This window comes from Pantoea sp. Lij88 (assembly GCF_030062155.1).
GTDB lineage: Bacteria > Pseudomonadota > Gammaproteobacteria > Enterobacterales > Enterobacteriaceae > Pantoea.
The window spans coordinates 3,925,820-3,943,517 of the sequence record NZ_CP118269.1 but is presented as its reverse complement, the minus strand read 5'-3'; the positions used below and the strand labels follow the sequence as shown (position 1 = coordinate 3,943,517).

The window sequence follows — 17,698 nt, the reverse complement described above, 5'->3', positions numbered from 1 at the left end:
GGCGGACTCCACTCGTACAAATTCGAAAAGAATAGTAGGCGTTACTCTAAGAAACGTTCATTTTTGACACAGACGCTAAGAAAGCGCCTGCGACCGCTATCAGCGGTTTTCCGTCCTGCAATCACCGGAGGATCGTCAGCGGAAGGGCGGATCATAGCGCAAAGCGAGACAGAGATCTTCCCTTTCTACACAGTTTTGATCCTTTTTATCCACAGGCCAGAGACGCGCAAAGAAGTTTACGCCAGTTGCGGGAAAAACCAGCAGGGAACTGTCGCAATCCATTAAAATTTCGGGCGACATCTTATTTTATCCCCAGGATCCGGCAGGCCGATCGCAATAAGATCCCGTACGATCCTTGCGCTTTGGAGCGGAGCCCGTATAATCCTTCACCCGACATTATGCTGTAAGGCGCAACGTCGGGAGTCAGCGGGCTGTATGCGGGTTTTCAGGTACTACAACACGCGAAGTAAATTGACTCGGGACTGTACAATTATTACAATCCCGCCTCTTTATTAAAGACACATTGAGGCGTAGGTCGATTTATTGGCCCGAAACGCGTCATCCAGTGAAAATTTTCAAGTTTAGGTAGAAACCGCCATGAAACGCACTTTTCAACCGTCCGTACTGAAGCGCAACCGTTCACACGGTTTCCGTGCTCGTATGGCAACAAAAAATGGTCGTCAGGTTCTGGCACGTCGTCGTGCTAAAGGCCGTTCTCGTCTGACCGTTTCTAAGTAATAAAGCAAGCCCTGATGGGTAAGCTCGCATTTCCCAGGGAGTTACGTTTGTTAACTCCCACTCATTTCACTTTCGTCTTCCAGCAGCCACAACGGGCTGGCACGCCGCAAATTACTATTCTCGGCCGCCTTAACGCGCTGGGGCATCCCCGCATCGGTCTCACCGTCGCTAAAAAACATGTGAAACGCGCTCATGAACGCAACCGGATCAAGCGATTGACCCGCGAAAGCTTTCGTCTGCGTCAACATGAACTGCCGTCGATGGACTTCGTGGTGGTCGCGAAGAAGGGGGTTGCCGATCTGGATAACCGTATGCTGGCGGAAGCGTTGGAGAAATTATGGCGTCGTCACTGTCGCCTGGCGCGCGGCTCCTGATCGTCCTGATACGCGTCTATCAACGCGGTATCAGTCCATTACTGGGACCACACTGTCGGTTTCACCCGACCTGCTCTCATTACGGAATTGAGGCGTTACGCAGGTTCGGCCTGATTAAAGGCAGTTGGTTGACATTAAAACGCGTATTAAAATGCCACCCTTTGAACCCGGGTGGTGACGATCCTGTGCCGCCAAAAACCTTTGATACCAGAGAACATTAACGATGGATTCGCAACGCAATCTCTTTCTCATCGCTTTTCTGTTCGTGACCTTTATGATCTGGCAAGCCTGGCAGACGGACCACGCTCCGCAGCCACAGCAGACGCAGACCACACAAGGCACGAACAGCGTAGCGGGTGATACCGCCAGTCAGGGTGTACCGGCCAGCGGTCAGGGCCAGACGATCACCGTTAAGACTGATGTCCTGTCATTGAATATCAACACCCGAGGCGGTGATGTTGAACAAGCACAGCTGCTGACTTTCCCGGACAAACTGGGTTCCGACCAGCCGTTCCAGCTGCTTGAAACAACGCCAGCGTTCCTTTATCAGGCACAAAGCGGTTTAACCGGTCGTAATGGTCCGGATAACCCGAACAACGGCGCGCGTCCGCTGTTCAACGCTGCGCAGAACCACTTCGAGATGGCTGATGGCCAGTCCGAACTGCGTGTGCCGATGACCTATACCGCTGAAAATGGCGTGGTTTATACTAAAACCTTCATCTTCAAGCGTGGCGAATATGCCGTTAATGTCGATTATCATGTCAACAACACCACCCAGCAGCCGCTGGAAGTGTCGCTGTTTGGCCAGCTGAAGCAGACGATTGATCTGCCTAAGCATCGTGATACCGGCAGCAACAACTTTGCTCTGCACACCTTCCGTGGCGCGGCCTACTCCACCAGCGAGTCGAAATATGAGAAGTATAAATTCGACACCATCGCGGATAACGAGAACCTGAACGCGACCACCAGCAATGGCTGGGTGGCGATGCTGCAGCAGTACTTTGCGACGGCATGGGTTCCGCGCACCGAAGGCACCAACACCCTTTACACCAGCAACCTGGGTAATGGCGTAGCGGCGATTGGCTATAAATCTGCACCGGTCACCATTGCCGCGGGCGCACAGCAGAATCTGGGTGCAACGCTGTGGGTCGGCCCGGAAATTCAGGACAAGATGGCAGCGATTGCGCCGCACCTTGATCTGACCGTGGATTACGGCTGGTTGTGGTTTATCTCTCAGCCGCTGTTCAAACTGCTGAAATTTATCCACAGCTTCATCGGTAACTGGGGCTTCTCCATTATCGTGATCACCTTCATCGTACGCGGCATCATGTACCCGCTGACCAAAGCGCAGTACACCTCGATGGCCAAGATGCGTATGCTGCAGCCGAAGATTCAGGCAATGCGTGAGCGTCTGGGTGATGACAAGCAGAAGCAGAGCCAGGAAATGATGGCGCTGTATAAAGCAGAGAAAGTGAATCCGCTGGGTGGCTGTCTGCCGCTGGTGATTCAGATGCCAATCTTCCTGGCGCTCTACTATATGCTGTCAGGCTCGGTTGAACTGCGTCATGCTCCATTCGTTCTGTGGATCCATGACCTGTCAGCGCAGGACCCGTACTACATCCTGCCGATTCTGATGGGCATCACCATGTTCTTCATTCAGAAGATGTCACCGACCACCGTGACCGATCCGATGCAGCAGAAGATCATGACTTACATGCCGGTGATTTTCACCGTGTTCTTCCTGTGGTTCCCGTCAGGTCTGGTGCTGTACTACATCGTCAGCAACCTGGTGACTATTCTCCAGCAGCAGCTGATTTATCGCGGCTTGGAAAAACGTGGTCTGCATAGCCGCGACAAGAAGAAAGCGTAAGCGATCCAAAGCGGGAGCCATCCCGCCTTAAAATAGTCTATTCTCAGGCGGTCAAAGCGACCGCCTGTGTTTTTTGTAGCGAGAGAAAATTTATGAGCCACAGCGATACCATTGTTGCCCAGGCGACACCGCCCGGACGCGGCGGCGTAGGCATTCTGCGCGTCTCTGGCGCGAAGGCGGCAGAGGTTGCCCGCCAGCTGCTGGGTAAACTGCCTAAGCCGCGTTATGCCGATTATCTGCCGTTTACCGATAGCGACGGCAGCTTGCTGGATCAGGGCATTGCGCTGTGGTTTCCTGGCCCGAACTCCTTTACCGGCGAAGATGTGCTGGAGCTGCAGGGCCATGGCGGCCCGGTGATCCTCGATCTGCTGCTGAAGCGTATCGTGGCGCTGCCAGGCGTGCGTATCGCTCAGCCGGGTGAGTTTTCTGAGCGTGCGTTTCTGAATGACAAGCTGGATCTGGCGCAGGCCGAGGCGATTGCCGACCTGATTGATGCCAGCTCGGCGCAGGCGGCACGTTCGGCGGTTAACTCGCTGCAGGGCGTCTTCTCAACCCGCATCAATCATCTTGTGGAAGCACTCACTCACCTGCGGATCTATGTCGAAGCCGCTATCGACTTCCCGGATGAGGAGATCGATTTCCTCTCTGACGGCAAAATCGAAGCGCAGCTGAATACGGTGATCGGTGACCTGGATGCGGTCCGTGCCGAAGCGCGTCAGGGCAGCCTGCTGCGTGAAGGGATGAAAGTGGTGATTGCGGGCCGGCCTAATGCGGGCAAATCGAGCCTGCTGAATGCGCTGGCGGGCCGTGATGCCGCCATCGTCACAGACATTGCGGGCACCACCCGTGACGTCCTGCGTGAGCATATCCATATTGATGGCATGCCGCTGCATATTATCGACACCGCCGGTCTGCGTGAGGCCAGTGACGAAGTCGAACGTATCGGGATTGAGCGCGCCTGGCAGGAAATCGAACAGGCCGATCGCGTGCTGTTTATGGTGGATGGCACCACCACCGATGCCACCGAAGCGGCGGCGATCTGGCCCGATTTCGTCTCTCGTCTGCCGCCGGAACTGCCGATTACCGTGGTCCGTAACAAGGCGGATGTCACCGGTGAGTCTCCAGGCCTGACAGAAGTAAATGGTCACTCACTGATTCGCCTGTCGGCACGCACCAGCGAAGGCGTCGATGAGCTGCGGGATCACCTGAAGCAGAGCATGGGCTTCGCGGGCAACATGGAAGGTGGCTTCCTGGCGCGTCGTCGTCATCTGCAGGCGCTGGAGCTGGCGGCAACGCACCTGGAGCAGGGCAAAGCCCAGCTGCTCGGTGCCCGGGCGGGTGAGTTACTGGCAGAAGAGCTGCGTGTCGCTCAGCAGGCGTTAAGCGAGATTACCGGTGAGTTCACCTCTGACGATCTGCTGGGTCGTATCTTCTCCAGCTTCTGTATCGGCAAATAGCTTTACAGGCCTGACGGCAACGCGCTGTCAGGCCGCAATTCCCGCCACACTCTCTCCTCTGTTATTCCTCTCTCCGCGTTGATTCTTGCTGATATGTTATTTTGCGGCGGCAACGCTTTGACGTATAACGGTTGATGCGCCGATCTGACCTGTGGCTCTGGATTGCGGTGAGTGAATCCCGCCTCATCCCGCTGTGTCGGGCCCGACGCAAACCCACTACGTGAACACCCTTGGGCGAACCTTTTCGCCTGTAACAGGAGAGTTACATGAGTACACCGCTCGACACTGCCGCACTGGACACGCTGTTTAATGATGCCCGCACCCACAGTTACTGGCAGGCTAAGCCCGTCGATAACGCCCTGCTGGAACAGCTCTATGCCTTAACGGCACTGGGCCCGACCTCGGCGAACTGCTCACCTGCACGTTTTGTTTTCGTCACGTCTGCAGAAGGTAAAGAGAAGCTGAAACCGGCACTCTCTTCCGGCAATCTGGACAAAACCATGAGCGCGCCGGTCACGGTGATTGTGGCCTGGGACCGCGAGTTCTATGAGCAGCTGCCCGCGCTGTTCCCGCATGCGGATGCGCGCAGCTGGTTTACCGGCAGCCCGGAAGCAGCGAAAGAGACGGCATTCCGCAACAGCAGCCTGCAGGCGGGTTACCTGATTCTGGCGGCCCGTTCGCTGGGTCTGGATGCCGGTCCGATGTCCGGTTTTGATCCGGCCAAAGTGAACGACGCCTTTTTCCCCGACGGTCAGTATCAGGTTAACCTGCTGATCAACCTCGGCTATGGTGACGCATCAAAACTGCATCCGCGCCTGCCGCGCCTGAGCTTTGAGCAGGCGAGCCGCTTCGCCTGATGCTGCCCGCGTCGCGATTCGGTTCGCGGCGCGGATTACCGCATTAACGGCGCAGCATTTTCTGCAGGCGCTTTTGCTGCCAGCGCTGCGTCAGCCCATGAAAAACAAAGGTCCGCATCGCCCGGACAATCAGCAGCGCACCCCAGATGGCCGCAACCCAGAGCGACCAGTGATCATCCGGCGCCGTCATATGATTCAGGACAAACAGCAGTCCGCAAACCACCACCGCAGTAATCAGTGAACGGTAAAAGCGTGCTTCACCGGCGATCCTGCTGCGCGCATCAGTAATCCGCTGATCCAGCGCCTGATCCTCTCCGTTCTGCGGACCGGTCAGATCGGCCACGTTCACCTCAAAGACGGCAGCCAGCGCACTCAGGGTTTCCAGTCCCGGCCGCTCACCATTTTCAATACGCTGTACGGTGCGGGTGCTCAGTCCCGCCATTTCTGCCAGCTGTTCCTGTGACCACGCCCGTGCCAGGCGATGTTCTTTAAATCTGTTGATGCTGCTCATTCGCATTCTCCGTAGTAACAGACAGGAAGGAAAAGTGTGCGGCAGAACGTCCGGCAGTAACACGATCCTGACCCGACAGCAGCCTGACATCCGCATGACAGCGCTGTCACAGCGACGCCGGCTGCCAGGAGGATGGCTAATCAGGCACGCGAATCAAACCCGGTTCGGCTGAGGGGGTTCCCTGATGAAACACCATTCGCCTGCTCATCCTATTCCGAATTTAACTTAATCCGTGTGTTGCCGGGTGCATTAAGTTAAGAAAATTCCTACAATGCGTCTGATGATTATCTGACCATTTTCACGGAGCGACAGATGGCTGGTCATTTTGTACGCTGGACGGGCGATCCCGGCTTCCCGGCAAAAGATATGTGCATTCCCCAGGCTATTACCGACACGGCACAGCAGTTTGCTGACAAACGCCGTGGGCGTTTCCTTGCCGCGCGTACGCTGCTGGCACAGCTGATGCTGCGGGTTTATGGCATTCATGAGCTGCCGCACCTGATTATTCAGAGTAACGGACGCCCGGTGTTTGCTGACAGCGAACTGCCCGATTTCAGCATCGCCTATGCGGGCAATACGGTGGGCGTGCTGCTGGCCGAAGAGGGTGGACGTGCCGGTCTGGATATGGAGATTGTGCATGCCAGGAGCCGTCAGACTCAGGAGCAGCTGATTCAGGGATTAACCTCGGGCGAGATCGCCTGGATCAATGCCCAGCAGGATGCCATGGAAGCGGTGACGCAGATCTGGACGTTGCGTCAGAGCATTCTCAAGCTGACGGGAGAGGGCGATCGGGGACTGGATTCGCTGCGCCTGTTGCCGGGTGCGGGTCGGCTGCGATCGTCACTTTATCCCGACATTCAGGTGGTGTGTGATGCGGAGCCTGTGCTGGTCTGGTCGTGCGCGCTGTCGTCTGCGACTCAGCGTCTGCACCTGTGGGAGATGGATAGCGACTTTCAGTGGCGCGCATTACGCGAAATCGAGATGGGTAAGCCCAACATCGGGCCTCATGCCCTGCGGCTGACCAGCCTGCCCAGCGAGCGCAGCCTGCATCCTGAAATGTAAAAAGCCGCAACCCGGCGGTTGCGGCTCTGAATACGCTTAGTGCCCGTCGACAAAAACAATCTTCAGCACAAACAGCAGCGCAACAATCACTACGCAGGGGCTGATTTCACGCCAGCGGCCGGTGCCCAGTTTCATCACGCAGTAAGCGATAAAACCCAGCGCAATGCCTTCGGTGATGGAAAAGCTGAAGGGCATCATGGCGGCGGTGACAAACGCCGGAACGGCTTCGGTCAGATCATCCCAGCGCACGCGCGACAGGCTGGCGGTCATTAACACGCCAACGTAAATCAGCGCGCCTGCAGCGGCGTAGGATGGCACCATTGCGGCCAGCGGTGACAGGAAGGTCACCAGCAGGAACAGCAGGCCGGTCACCACAGCCATCAGGCCAGTACGGCCACCAATCGCCACGCCCGAGCTGCTCTCGATATAAGCGGTCACGGAAGATGTGCCCGCCAGTGCACCACTCACCGAACTGATGCTGTCGACATAGAGCGCCTGCTGCATCCGCGGGAAGGTGCCGGTTTCATCGGTCAGTCCCGCTTTATCGGTGACGCCGATCAGCGTGCCGGAGGAGTCGAACAGATTGACCAGCATAAAGGAGAAGATCACGCCCGCCATGCCAATGTTAAACGCACCTTTGATATCGACCTGACCGACCACCGTCGTAATCGAAGGCGGCGCAGAAAACAGGCCGACAAACTTCACGTCGCCCAGCATCCAGCCGATGCCGGTGGTGATCACCATTGAGATCAGCACCGCCGCGTGGATATTGCGTGATGCCAGAATGGCGATAATAAAGAAGCCGAGTGCGCCCAGCAGCACGCTGTGCGAGGTCAGATTACCTACCGCTACCAGCGTATCGGGATTCGGCACGATAATACCGGCGTTTTTCAGCCCCATCATGGCGATAAACAGGCCGATACCGGCGGTGATGCCGACGCGCAGGCTCAGCGGGATATTGGCAATCATCCAGTAGCGAACCCGCAGCAGCGTGAGGATCAGCAGACCGACCGCACCCCAGAAAATCGCGCCCATGCCGACCTGCCATGAATAGCCCATCGCCCCGACGACGACAAAGGCGAAGAAGGCATTCAGCCCCATTGCAGGCGCCAGCGCCACCGGCAGATTGGCAAACAGTCCCATCAGAATGCTGCCAAAGGCGGCAATCAGACAGGTGGTCACAAACACCGCCTGGGTATCCATGCCGGCAACGCCGAGGATCTGCGGATTGACGAAGACGATATAGACCATCGTCAGAAAAGTGGTGATACCCGCGATCACTTCGGTGCGCACCGTGGTGCCATGTTCCTGCAGCCTGAAGATGCGCTGCAAAAGGCCTTGCTTGCTCATGCCATCCATCCAGAAGAAAAAATCATCGGCGCGTATCCTGGCGATTTTACCGGGCCAATACAATGATTTTTCGCAACCGATTGCCAGTCTCGCAATCTGCGCTGAGTGCGGTAGAGTGTGGAGCACACCCCTGAATCGAAGGATAGAGTCTGATGTCAGTTGAATGCGTCTTTTTTGATTGCGATGGCACGCTGGTGGACAGTGAGTTGCTCTGCACCCAGGCCTACGTCAACACCTTTGCCCGTTACGGTCTGGCGCTGTCGCTGCAGCAAATGTTTGAAAAGTATAAGGGCGTCAAACTCTACGACATCATTCGTGACGTGGGTGATGCGCATCAGGTGACGCTGCCGATGGAAGAGGTGGAAACGGCCTACCGCGCGGAAGTGGCAAGACTGTTCGATCAGCAACTGCAGCCCATCCCGGGCGCGAAAGCGCTGGTTGAGCAGATAAAGGTGCCGATGTGCGTGGTCTCAAACGGGACGGTAAAAAAGATGCAGCACTCGCTGGGCTTAACCGGCATGCTGCCGCTGTTTGAGGCGCACCTTTATAGCGGCTATGACATTCTGCACTGGAAGCCCGATCCGGAACTGATGTACCACGCGGCGGAACAGATGGCGGTGCCGATTGAGCGCTGCATTCTGGTGGATGACTCCGAAGCGGGCGCCCGCGCCGGTATCGCCGCCGGGATTCCGGTCTACTACTACTGTGCTGACCCGCACAACCCTGAACTGGATCATCCGCTGGTGACGCGCTTCGACGACATGGCGCAACTGCCTGCGCTCTGGCGCGCCCGCGGCTGGGATCTGGTGTAGCGCAGGCCAGCATGACACACACCGTCTGGTTTTTAACCCTGCCCGGCGTGATGGCGCTGGATCTGGCTGGCCCGGCCGAGACGCTGAAGCTGGCGGGCGATCGCTTTACACTGCGCTACATCGGCCCGCAGCCGGAGGTGGTCTGCTCCACCGGCATGACGATTGGCGGCATCGAACCCTTACCGGAACAGTTGCCCGCCGGGAGCCTGCTGGTGGTGCCGGGCGTCTATGACTCGCAGATCTGTTATGCCACACCGCAGGCCGCAGAAGCACGCAACTGGCTGATGCGCCAGCACGCCGCGCTGCACGCGCAGACCTTTATGCTGGTCTGCGTCTGCTCGGGTGCGCTGCTGGCGGCGCAGGCGGGCATGCTCGATGACGTGCTCTGCACCACCCATCATGATGTGATTGCCCGCCTGAAAGCCGCGGCTCCGCGCGCACGCGTGCAGGAGAACCGGGTGTTTGTCGGGCATGAGAATATCTGGACCAGCGCGGGCATCACGGCGGGCATCGATCTGGCACTGCATCTGATCACTCAGCTCTGTGATACACCTACAGCGCTGGCGGTGGCGCGGGAAATGGTGGTCTGGTTTCGTCGCGCCGGTGACGATCCACAGCTTTCACCCTGGCTGCGTTACCGCAATCATATGCATCCCGCCATTCATCGGGCGCAGGATCTGATGATTGCTCATCCTGAGCATGGCTGGACGCTGACCGAACTGGCCGGACGCACGCACGTCAGCAGCCGCCATCTGGCGCGACTGTTTCGTCAGCATCTGGGGATCAGCGTGCGGGAATATCATGAGCAGCTGCGGGTTGGCGTGGCGCGCCAGCGTCAGCAGCAGGGTGAATCTGCTGAAAAAGCGGCGCTGGCGGCGGGGTTTTCATCGGCGCGCCAGCTACGACGCGCCCGCCAGCGCGAAGCCGATCAGCTGACGAAGTGACGGGTATCGACGCGCTTCAGCGCCATGCCCAGCAGCAGGCTGCCGCCCAGCGTCAGCCCGAACACCCAGGGCAGGTCGAGCCACGGACGCGACATATCATCGTAGTGATGCGTGCGCAGATAGTGAATGAACAGCGCGTGGAAGCCGTAGATCGGCAATGAATAGCGCGCAATCACCGTTAAACCGGGCAGCGTGCGCGTATTCAGGCTGTTTTTAAACACGACCAGCAGGCTGATCGCCGCAATGAACACCAGCGGTCCGCAGTAGAGATACCAGGTATCGTTAAACGCGCCGTTGACGATCAGCGCCTTTTTGGTCCCCAGCGTAATGCCAATCACACAGGCGATAAACAGTCCGGCTGCCAGCGGCGTCAGGCCGCGCCGGTTTGTCTCCATAGTGCCGATCGCCCGTCCCAGCAGCGCATAGAGCAGGTAGTAAATACTGTCACCGCTGACATAGAGATTTACCGGCAGAAAATGAAACGGCCCCAGCGACTGGCTGACCGTATTCGGATTGGCGAGCACCGCCAGCACCAGCACCAGCAGCGCCACGTAGCGCGCCTGCACGGTTTTCACCTGTATCAGCGGCGACATCAGATAGATGCCAATCAGCGCAAAGAAGAACCACAGGTGATAGAACACCGGCTTCTGCAGCATCTTCAGGATCGAACGTCCTTCGCTGATCGGCGTCAGCCAGGTGATATAGGCCAGCGAGACCGCGCTGTAGAACAGCAGACAGAGCACCAGCCGGAGCATATGGCGCGGCTGGGCGCTGCGTTCGCCGAAAAACAGATAGCCGGAGATCATAAAGAACAGCGGAACGCAGACGCGTGATGCCGAGTTCAGCAGGTTCGCCACATCCCATGTGGTGCCGGTCACCGCCATCGGTCCGGTGATATACCAGGTGGTGGTGTGAATCACGATCACCATCAGGCAGGCAATCGCGCGTAAATTGTCGATCCAGTAAATCTTCTGCTGCGGCATGGCGTCCTCTTGCGCATAGCGTCCGTGCGCAAAAGGGTAGCCAAATGCGACCAGAGCAACAACTGCTGCCAGCAGGATTCGGAGCCATCTGTATCCCGGCGCACTGAATCACCGCGAAAACGCGCCGGTAGCGCCTGGGATTTACGGCTGCACATCGCGCGGTCAAAGGGTATACTGTCGGCCTCTTTTTTTAATCTAACCGAAGCGCGTGCACACTCAACATGCAAAAGTTTGATACCAAAACCTTTCAGGGGCTGATCCTGACCTTGCAGGATTACTGGGCGCGTCAGGGCTGCACCATTGTCCAACCGCTGGACATGGAAGTGGGCGCTGGCACTTCACACCCGATGACCTGTCTGCGCGCACTCGGCCCGGAGCCGATCGCCGCCGCCTACGTGCAGCCATCACGCCGTCCTACCGATGGCCGCTACGGTGAAAACCCGAACCGTCTGCAACACTATTACCAGTTCCAGGTGATCATCAAACCGTCACCGGACAACATTCAGGAGCTCTATCTCGGCTCGCTGAAAGAGCTGGGTATGGATCCGACGGTGCATGACATTCGCTTCGTGGAAGATAACTGGGAAAACCCGACGCTGGGTGCCTGGGGACTCGGCTGGGAAGTGTGGCTCAACGGCATGGAAGTGACGCAGTTCACCTACTTCCAGCAGGTTGGCGGCCTGGAGTGTAAGCCGGTGACCGGTGAGATCACCTACGGTCTGGAGCGTCTGGCGATGTATATCCAGGGCGTAGACAGCGTTTACGATCTGGTCTGGAGCGACGGCCCGCTGGGCAAAACCACCTATGGCGACGTGTTCCATCAGAACGAAGTGGAGCAATCCACCTATAACTTCGAATACGCCGACGTCGATTTCCTCTTTACCTGCTTCGAGCAGTACGAGAAAGAGGCGCAGCATCTGCTGGCGCTGGAAAAACCGCTGCCACTGCCCGCCTACGAACGTATTCTGAAAGCGGCACACAGCTTTAACCTGCTGGATGCCCGCAAAGCGATCTCGGTAACAGAGCGTCAGCGCTATATTCTGCGCATTCGTACGCTGACCAAAGCCGTGGCTGAAGCTTACTACGCCTCTCGCGAGGCGATGGGCTTCCCGATGTGTGCTCGTAAAGCGCCAGAAAAAGCGCCAAAACTAGAAAATAAGTAAGAGGCAGCCATGACTGAACAAACCTTCCTGGTGGAGATCGGCACCGAAGAGCTGCCACCAAAAGCCCTGCGCAGCCTGGCAGAAGCCTTTGCCGCGCAGGTCACTGCTGAACTGGATGCTGCCAACCTGAGCCACGGCGAGGTCAGCTGGTTTGCTGCACCGCGTCGTCTGGCGCTGAAAGTCGCGAACCTGAGCGCCTCACAACCCGATCGGGAAGTGGAGAAGCGCGGTCCGGCGGTCGCTGCGGCATTTGACGCAGACGGCAACGCCACCAAAGCCGCCGAAGGCTGGGCGCGTGGTAACGGCATTACTGTCGATCAGGCTGAACGCCTCGCCACCGATAAAGGCGAATGGCTGGTGTATCGCGCGCAGGTCAAAGGCGAATCGGCCCAGGCGCTGCTGCCAGCGATGATTGCGACTGCACTCAGCAAGCTGCCGGTGCCAAAACTGATGCGCTGGGGCGACAGCGATGTGCAGTTCGTTCGTCCGGTTCACACCGTGACGATGCTGCTGGGTGATGAGCTGATCCCAGGCACCATTCTGGGCATCGCGTCAGACCGCATTATCCGGGGTCACCGCTTTATGGGTGAAAGCGAAATCACGCTCGAAAGCGCTGATCACTACCCTGACGTGCTGGAAAAACGCGGCCAGGTCATTGCCGACTATCAGGTCCGCAAAGCGATGATCAAAGCCGATGCTGAAGCGGCCGCACGCCGTTTAGGCGGCACCGCCGATATCAGCGACAGCCTGCTGGAAGAGGTGACATCGCTGGTGGAGTGGCCGGTTGTTCTGACCGCGACCTTTGAAGAGAAATTCCTCAAGGTGCCTGCGGAAGCGCTGGTCTACACCATGAAAGGCGATCAGAAATATTTCCCGGTGTATGACAATAACGGCAACCTGATGCCGAACTTCATTTTCGTCACCAACATCGAATCCAGCGATCCGCGCCAGATTATCTCCGGCAACGAGAAAGTGGTACGTCCACGCCTGGCCGATGCGGAGTTCTTCTTTAATACCGACCGCAAAAAGCGTCTGGAAGATCACCTGCCGCGTCTGGAGACCGTCCTGTTCCAGAAAGAGCTGGGCACGCTGCGCGATAAAACCGATCGCATTCAGACCCTGGCGGGCTGGATTGCCGGTGAGATTGGCGCCGATGTGAATCACGCCACCCGCGCAGGCCTGCTGTCGAAGTGTGACCTGATGACCAACATGGTCTTCGAGTTCACCGACACGCAGGGCGTGATGGGCATGCACTACGCGCGTCACGACGGCGAAGCTGAAGATGTGGCGGTTGCGCTGAACGAGCAGTACCAGCCGCGCTTTGCCGGTGACGCTCTGCCGTCCAGCCCGGTTGCCTGCGCGCTGGCGATTGCCGATAAAATGGATACGCTGGCCGGAATCTTCGGCATTGGTCAGCATCCAAAAGGCGACAAAGATCCGTTCGCACTGCGTCGTGCGGCGCTGGGCGTGCTGCGTATCATCGTTGAGAAGAACCTGCCGCTTGACCTGCAAACGCTGACCGAAGAAGCGGTGCGTCTGTATGGCAGCAAGCTGAGCAACACCCGCGTGGTTGATGATGTGATCGACTTTATGCTGGGTCGCTTCCGCACCTGGTATCAGGAAGAGGGTCACAGCATCGATACGCTGCAGGCAGTTCTGGCTCGTCGTCCGACCCGTCCGGCTGACTTTGATGCACGTATGAAAGCGGTGTCGCACTTCCGTACGCTGGAAGCAGCCGCAGCACTGGCGGCGGCGAACAAGCGCGTCTCTAACATTCTGGCGAAATCGACTGAAACGCTGAATGACAGCGTGCAGGCATCGCTGCTGAAAGAGAACGAAGAGATCCAGCTGGCGACCTTTGTCACCGCGCTGAGCAGCAAGCTGCAGCCTTACTTCGCGGAAGGCCGCTATCAGGATGCGCTGGTCGAACTGGCCCAGCTGCGTACTGCAGTAGACAACTTCTTCGATAAAGTGATGGTTAACGCCGACGACCAGGCCGTGCGAGTCAATCGCCTGACGCTGCTGTCGAAACTGCGTGAGCTGTTCCTGCAGGTTGCAGATATCTCGCTGCTGCAGTAAAGCTCTTAGCGTAGTGCGAAAAAGGGACGAGCAATCGTCCCTTTTTTTATGGGGTTTTTGGGGTCGGGATGGTCACACGATAGCGTATTGACTCAAAGCACCTGCCGTACTGCTCAGCTCTGGCTGACGACTACAGATATGAAGTGAGTTGCCTGCGTTTCAGTTGTGCTGAAAAGCTCTCAATTCCTCTCTTATCTATATGGTTGTTAGTCTGTCCGATAATGACAGTGCCTGAACCGCTGGTAAGATTTGCTATCGCAATCATGAAAACCAGGGATACCCGCAACCACTTCTGTAAATACCCAATTTTCAGAAGAGAGCGACTTAGCAGGGTATGAAACTGACAGCTGCCAGAAAGATGAGTATGATTGAATCCTATCGGGCAGAGGAAAGAGATTACCCATGAGAACAACACAGCAGATGAGTATCACGCTGCCAAATGAAATGGCAGCACAGGTAAAGGCACGCGTTGCCAGCGGTGAATATGCGTCGGAGAGCGAAGTCATCCGTGAAGGCCTGCGTGCGCTTATGGCCCGGGATCATGCCGTGGATCAATGGCTGCATGAAAAGGTAGTGCCTGCCTGGGAAGCGCTCCAGCGTGGTGAGTCAGAAAGCCTGAGCGCTAACGACCTCAGAAACAGACTGAAAGCAGAACACAAAAAGGTGACCGGGGAGGAGTAATGGATTACAGGGTGGTCTTCGCACCGGAAGCGCAGGAACAACTGGCAGAGCTTTACCATTATATCGCGCAAGAGGCGACACCCTATACCGCTCTGAACTTTACAGAGAACATCATCGATTATTGTGAGTCTCTTGTGCATTTTCCGCAGAGAGGAAACTGTCGTGATGATCTTCTGCCGGGACTGAGAATCACAAATTACCGCAGGCGGACAATAATCGCCTTCATGCTCTCTGAAAACACGGTCACAATATTAGGCATATGGCATGGCGGCCAGAATTATGAAGAAAAGAAAAACAATCTAAGTTAAGTCCCGGCCTTATTGTCGTAATTCAAATTATAAGACACGCGTTTACGCTTAACTAATCACCCAGATGACACTGGAAGCTAAGTAACAGATTTCGAGACCTCTCAGAAAAACGGATTGTTTTTCCGATGTCTGAAACTATTTCCGAAAGCATTTATCCCGCAGCGGTGACCGAAATAAGCACGCAGTCAATAAAGGTAAAGATAGCTCATTCTATTTAAGGGCTTTACCATAATTAAATTATTTATCAGGTTGAATATGGGTAATGTGTAAGTGAAATACTTATATTTTCCTACCTTAGTTATCATATCATAACGCATGATGCATTAAAGTGTATTGGGTTAAAATTAGTCAGGTCTCTGTATCAAAATCCCAACCAGTGATGTTAAATGAACGATAATCCTGCAGCACTAATAAAGATTGTTATATAGCGTAAGCGTTTTAGGGTGTTGTAGAATCACACGCTTATTGGAAACTTTATATATATGGCAGTTGATTTATGATGTTCTGGCATCATGGAAATTATCTGCTCAGAAAGCAGGGAGGGTGAAATGAATAAGGATGTGAGGATCACCGTATTAGAGGGACCATTCAAAAAAATACGCGAATGGAATCGAAGAAAAAATTATTATCTCAAAGAGGTGAAGCTCGAAGCAAGAATCTCAATTGCAAAGCTTCTGTGGGATAAACGGACAAAAGTCTCCTTTCATCCTGACTCTGTGAAAACCATATTGCTTGTTCGCAATGAAGGCAAAGTGGGTGATATCATCGTTTCGACTCCACTCATCAGGTCGCTTCATCAGGCTGGCTATGCAGTAGATTTGCTGGTAACTGAAGCCTGTTACGACGTAATAAAATACAGCCCTTTTATCAGACATATTTATCAGTCAGGAAATTGCAGTCATAACCACTACCTGAGGTCTTTGAATCATACCGTTTCAAAAACAACGATGAAGATGCTAAATAGAAATAAGTATGATCTGATTATTGATCCTTGTTTATCCGAAACGCCGGTACATCGGATGAAGCTATTTCATGATATCAGTGCCCGATTCATTGTTGGTCTGAATAAAAATCCTGACATCAGCCATTACACTGTTTCCGTGCCCTATATAAATGGAAAGCAGCATGTTACAGAGTTATTCTCTTTGATAAGTAAAAGCATTGGGGTTAAAGCGGAAGATAATGTGACTTATAACCTGCACTTTCCTGATGCTGTGCTGGATGAGGTCAGGGTTTTTCTTAACCCATGGAGAAACAGGAAAAAGATTGTTATTAATGCTTTTGCTGGTACCACAGAAAGGAACTTCTCACAACAGCAACTGCTGGCGATGATTAAACTCATTAATCATTACGACCGGGAAGTGAAAATCATTATCCTCGATCACCGTAATGAAATAATGGTCCCGCTTCCTGATAATGTTGTGAAAAATCCCTTTTGTACATTGCATCATGTGATGGCATTGATTAAAGAATCGGATGTGGTTATAACGCCCGATACTTCAATCGTACATATCTCTGCTGCCTGGAAAAAGCCACTTATTGCCGTTTATAAAAATGCACCTAATAATAATATGTGGGCGCCAGGGTATGAAAACGCAAGCCACCTTATTGTTCATGATGATAAAACATCTGATGCTGATAATGTTCCTGAGCGTATTGTTAACGAGATTGTTCGCAGGAATTTACTGGGCATGCATGAGATGACATTCCAGGAATCCGTATCGGCGATCGCGTTGAAAGAACCTGTTGATACGCACGGTTATCATGTTCCCGACCACTGTATCGCTTATTCTGAATCAGCCCGGCTGGTGACCAGCAGATAAAGCCGCTTACTGTGCCAGACCCCATTGTCCCTCTTAATGGGTCTGGCTACAGCACCCCTCACGCCGCAGGCGGCGTCGTCCGCGCAAAGCTCTCGCGCTGGAACAGCGTTTCCGCCAGCTTCACCAGCGCCGGACGCTCAACACACCAGTTGGGCACCACGCGGCGGAAATTGAGGTAGCCGATCATGCAGCCGGTAGCGATATCCGCCAGATTGAGCTGGCCGTTGTTAAGCCATTTCCCCTCAGCGGCCTTTGCTTCCAGCATATCGAGACTGCGCTGAATCTTTTCACGATTACGCAGCAGCACCTCTTCCGACTGCAAATCACCCGGTCGCATCTGCTCGCGCACGATCACCAGCGCGGCATCACAAACGCCATCTGCCAGCTTCTCCAGCTGACGGATATTAAGCGACTCAAGTGGATCGTCAGGCAGCAGAGCGGGCTCCTCGCCGCGCAGTTCCAGAAATTCCGCGATGATGCTGGAGTCGAACCAGATTTGCTTATCGTCAGCAACCAGCGCCGGGACTTTGCCCAGCGGATTGTAGTGCGGCACATGGCTGTCATCGCTGTAAGGCGATGCGTTAACGAATTCAAAAGTAATGCCTTTTTCCAGCATGATAATCGAAATCTTACGCACAAACGGGCTGGTATAGCTGCCAATCAGTTTCATCGGGTTCTCCGGATTC

18 protein-coding genes are annotated in these 17,698 nt (G+C 55.3%); 14 read left to right on the top strand and 4 right to left on the bottom strand.

Annotated elements, in window-relative coordinates; genetic code table 11:
- The first annotated feature begins 597 nt into the window (after positions 1–597).
- From rpmH to PU624_RS22185, 6 genes are all read left to right on the top strand, one after another.
- Complete coding sequence (rpmH, locus tag PU624_RS22210) at positions 598–738, top strand: 50S ribosomal protein L34 (RefSeq protein ID WP_003849659.1); 141 nt, start codon at positions 598–600, stop codon at positions 736–738.
- 14 nt (positions 739–752) lie between these two features.
- Entirely contained in the window at positions 753–1,112 is a 360-nt protein-coding gene (gene rnpA, locus PU624_RS22205; RefSeq protein ID WP_008926396.1) for a ribonuclease P protein component, read from the top strand.
- Positions 1,076–1,333: a membrane protein insertion efficiency factor YidD gene (gene yidD, locus PU624_RS22200; protein ID WP_008926397.1), complete on the top strand. Its 258-nt coding sequence runs from the start codon at positions 1,076–1,078 to the stop codon at positions 1,331–1,333. The genes rnpA and yidD overlap by 37 nt, the downstream gene beginning before the upstream one ends.
- Before the next feature lie 2 nt (positions 1,334–1,335).
- Positions 1,336–2,982, top strand: a complete 1,647-nt coding sequence (yidC, locus tag PU624_RS22195; RefSeq protein ID WP_283546656.1) for a membrane protein insertase YidC — start codon at positions 1,336–1,338, stop codon at positions 2,980–2,982.
- 92 nt (positions 2,983–3,074) lie between these two features.
- Entirely contained in the window at positions 3,075–4,439 is a 1,365-nt protein-coding gene (mnmE, locus tag PU624_RS22190; protein WP_283546655.1) for a tRNA uridine-5-carboxymethylaminomethyl(34) synthesis GTPase MnmE, read from the top strand.
- 266 nt (positions 4,440–4,705) lie between these two features.
- A complete protein-coding gene (locus PU624_RS22185; RefSeq protein WP_283546654.1) occupies positions 4,706–5,296 on the top strand; it encodes a malonic semialdehyde reductase in 591 nt (196 codons plus the stop codon).
- Positions 5,297–5,339: 43 nt separating this feature from the next.
- Here PU624_RS22185 and PU624_RS22180 read toward each other — a convergent pair whose 3' ends face one another.
- Entirely contained in the window at positions 5,340–5,807 is a 468-nt protein-coding gene (locus PU624_RS22180) for a helix-turn-helix domain-containing protein (RefSeq protein WP_283546653.1), read from the bottom strand.
- Between the two features lie 312 nt (positions 5,808–6,119).
- Here PU624_RS22180 and PU624_RS22175 point away from each other — a divergent pair, with 312 nt between their 5' ends.
- Entirely contained in the window at positions 6,120–6,869 is a 750-nt protein-coding gene (locus tag PU624_RS22175; RefSeq protein ID WP_283546652.1) for a 4'-phosphopantetheinyl transferase family protein, read from the top strand.
- 36 nt (positions 6,870–6,905) lie between these two features.
- Here PU624_RS22175 and PU624_RS22170 read toward each other — a convergent pair whose 3' ends face one another.
- Positions 6,906–8,219: an NCS2 family permease gene (locus PU624_RS22170; RefSeq protein ID WP_283546651.1), complete on the bottom strand. Its 1,314-nt coding sequence runs from the start codon at positions 8,217–8,219 to the stop codon at positions 6,906–6,908.
- Positions 8,220–8,371: 152 nt separating this feature from the next.
- Here PU624_RS22170 and yieH point away from each other — a divergent pair, with 152 nt between their 5' ends.
- A complete protein-coding gene (yieH, locus tag PU624_RS22165) occupies positions 8,372–9,031 on the top strand; it encodes a 6-phosphogluconate phosphatase (RefSeq protein ID WP_283546650.1) in 660 nt (219 codons plus the stop codon).
- Positions 9,032–9,042: 11 nt separating this feature from the next.
- Entirely contained in the window at positions 9,043–9,975 is a 933-nt protein-coding gene (locus PU624_RS22160) for a GlxA family transcriptional regulator (RefSeq protein WP_283546649.1), read from the top strand.
- On the opposite strand, the gene PU624_RS22155 is transcribed toward PU624_RS22160, so the two are convergent.
- Positions 9,960–10,958, bottom strand: coding sequence for an acyltransferase (locus PU624_RS22155; RefSeq protein ID WP_283546648.1), 999 nt, complete (start codon positions 10,956–10,958; stop codon positions 9,960–9,962). The two genes, PU624_RS22160 and PU624_RS22155, sit on opposite strands and share 16 nt — an antisense overlap.
- A 221-nt stretch (positions 10,959–11,179) precedes the next feature.
- On the opposite strand from PU624_RS22155, the gene glyQ reads away from it, so the two are divergent.
- The 5 genes from glyQ to PU624_RS22130 all read left to right on the top strand — a co-directional run bounded on the left by glyQ (position 11,180) and on the right by PU624_RS22130 (position 17,012).
- Positions 11,180–12,121, top strand: coding sequence for a glycine--tRNA ligase subunit alpha (gene glyQ, locus PU624_RS22150; protein ID WP_283546647.1), 942 nt, complete (start codon positions 11,180–11,182; stop codon positions 12,119–12,121).
- Between the two features lie 9 nt (positions 12,122–12,130).
- A complete protein-coding gene (glyS, locus tag PU624_RS22145; protein ID WP_283546646.1) occupies positions 12,131–14,200 on the top strand; it encodes a glycine--tRNA ligase subunit beta in 2,070 nt (689 codons plus the stop codon).
- Between the two features lie 402 nt (positions 14,201–14,602).
- On the top strand, positions 14,603–14,881 hold the full coding sequence (locus tag PU624_RS22140) for a type II toxin-antitoxin system ParD family antitoxin (RefSeq protein WP_283546645.1): 279 nt from the start codon (positions 14,603–14,605) through the stop codon (positions 14,879–14,881).
- Complete coding sequence (locus PU624_RS22135; RefSeq protein WP_283546644.1) at positions 14,881–15,189, top strand: type II toxin-antitoxin system RelE/ParE family toxin; 309 nt, start codon at positions 14,881–14,883, stop codon at positions 15,187–15,189. The genes PU624_RS22140 and PU624_RS22135 overlap by 1 nt, the downstream gene beginning before the upstream one ends.
- 548 nt (positions 15,190–15,737) lie before the next feature.
- Entirely contained in the window at positions 15,738–17,012 is a 1,275-nt protein-coding gene (locus tag PU624_RS22130; RefSeq protein WP_283546643.1) for a glycosyltransferase family 9 protein, read from the top strand.
- Positions 17,013–17,070: 58 nt separating this feature from the next.
- Here PU624_RS22130 and PU624_RS22125 read toward each other — a convergent pair whose 3' ends face one another.
- The gene (locus PU624_RS22125; protein ID WP_283546642.1) at positions 17,071–17,682 is read right to left on the bottom strand and encodes a glutathione S-transferase; all 612 of its coding nucleotides are present in this window, start codon (positions 17,680–17,682) and stop codon (positions 17,071–17,073) included.
- Positions 17,683–17,698: the final 16 nt, after the last annotated feature.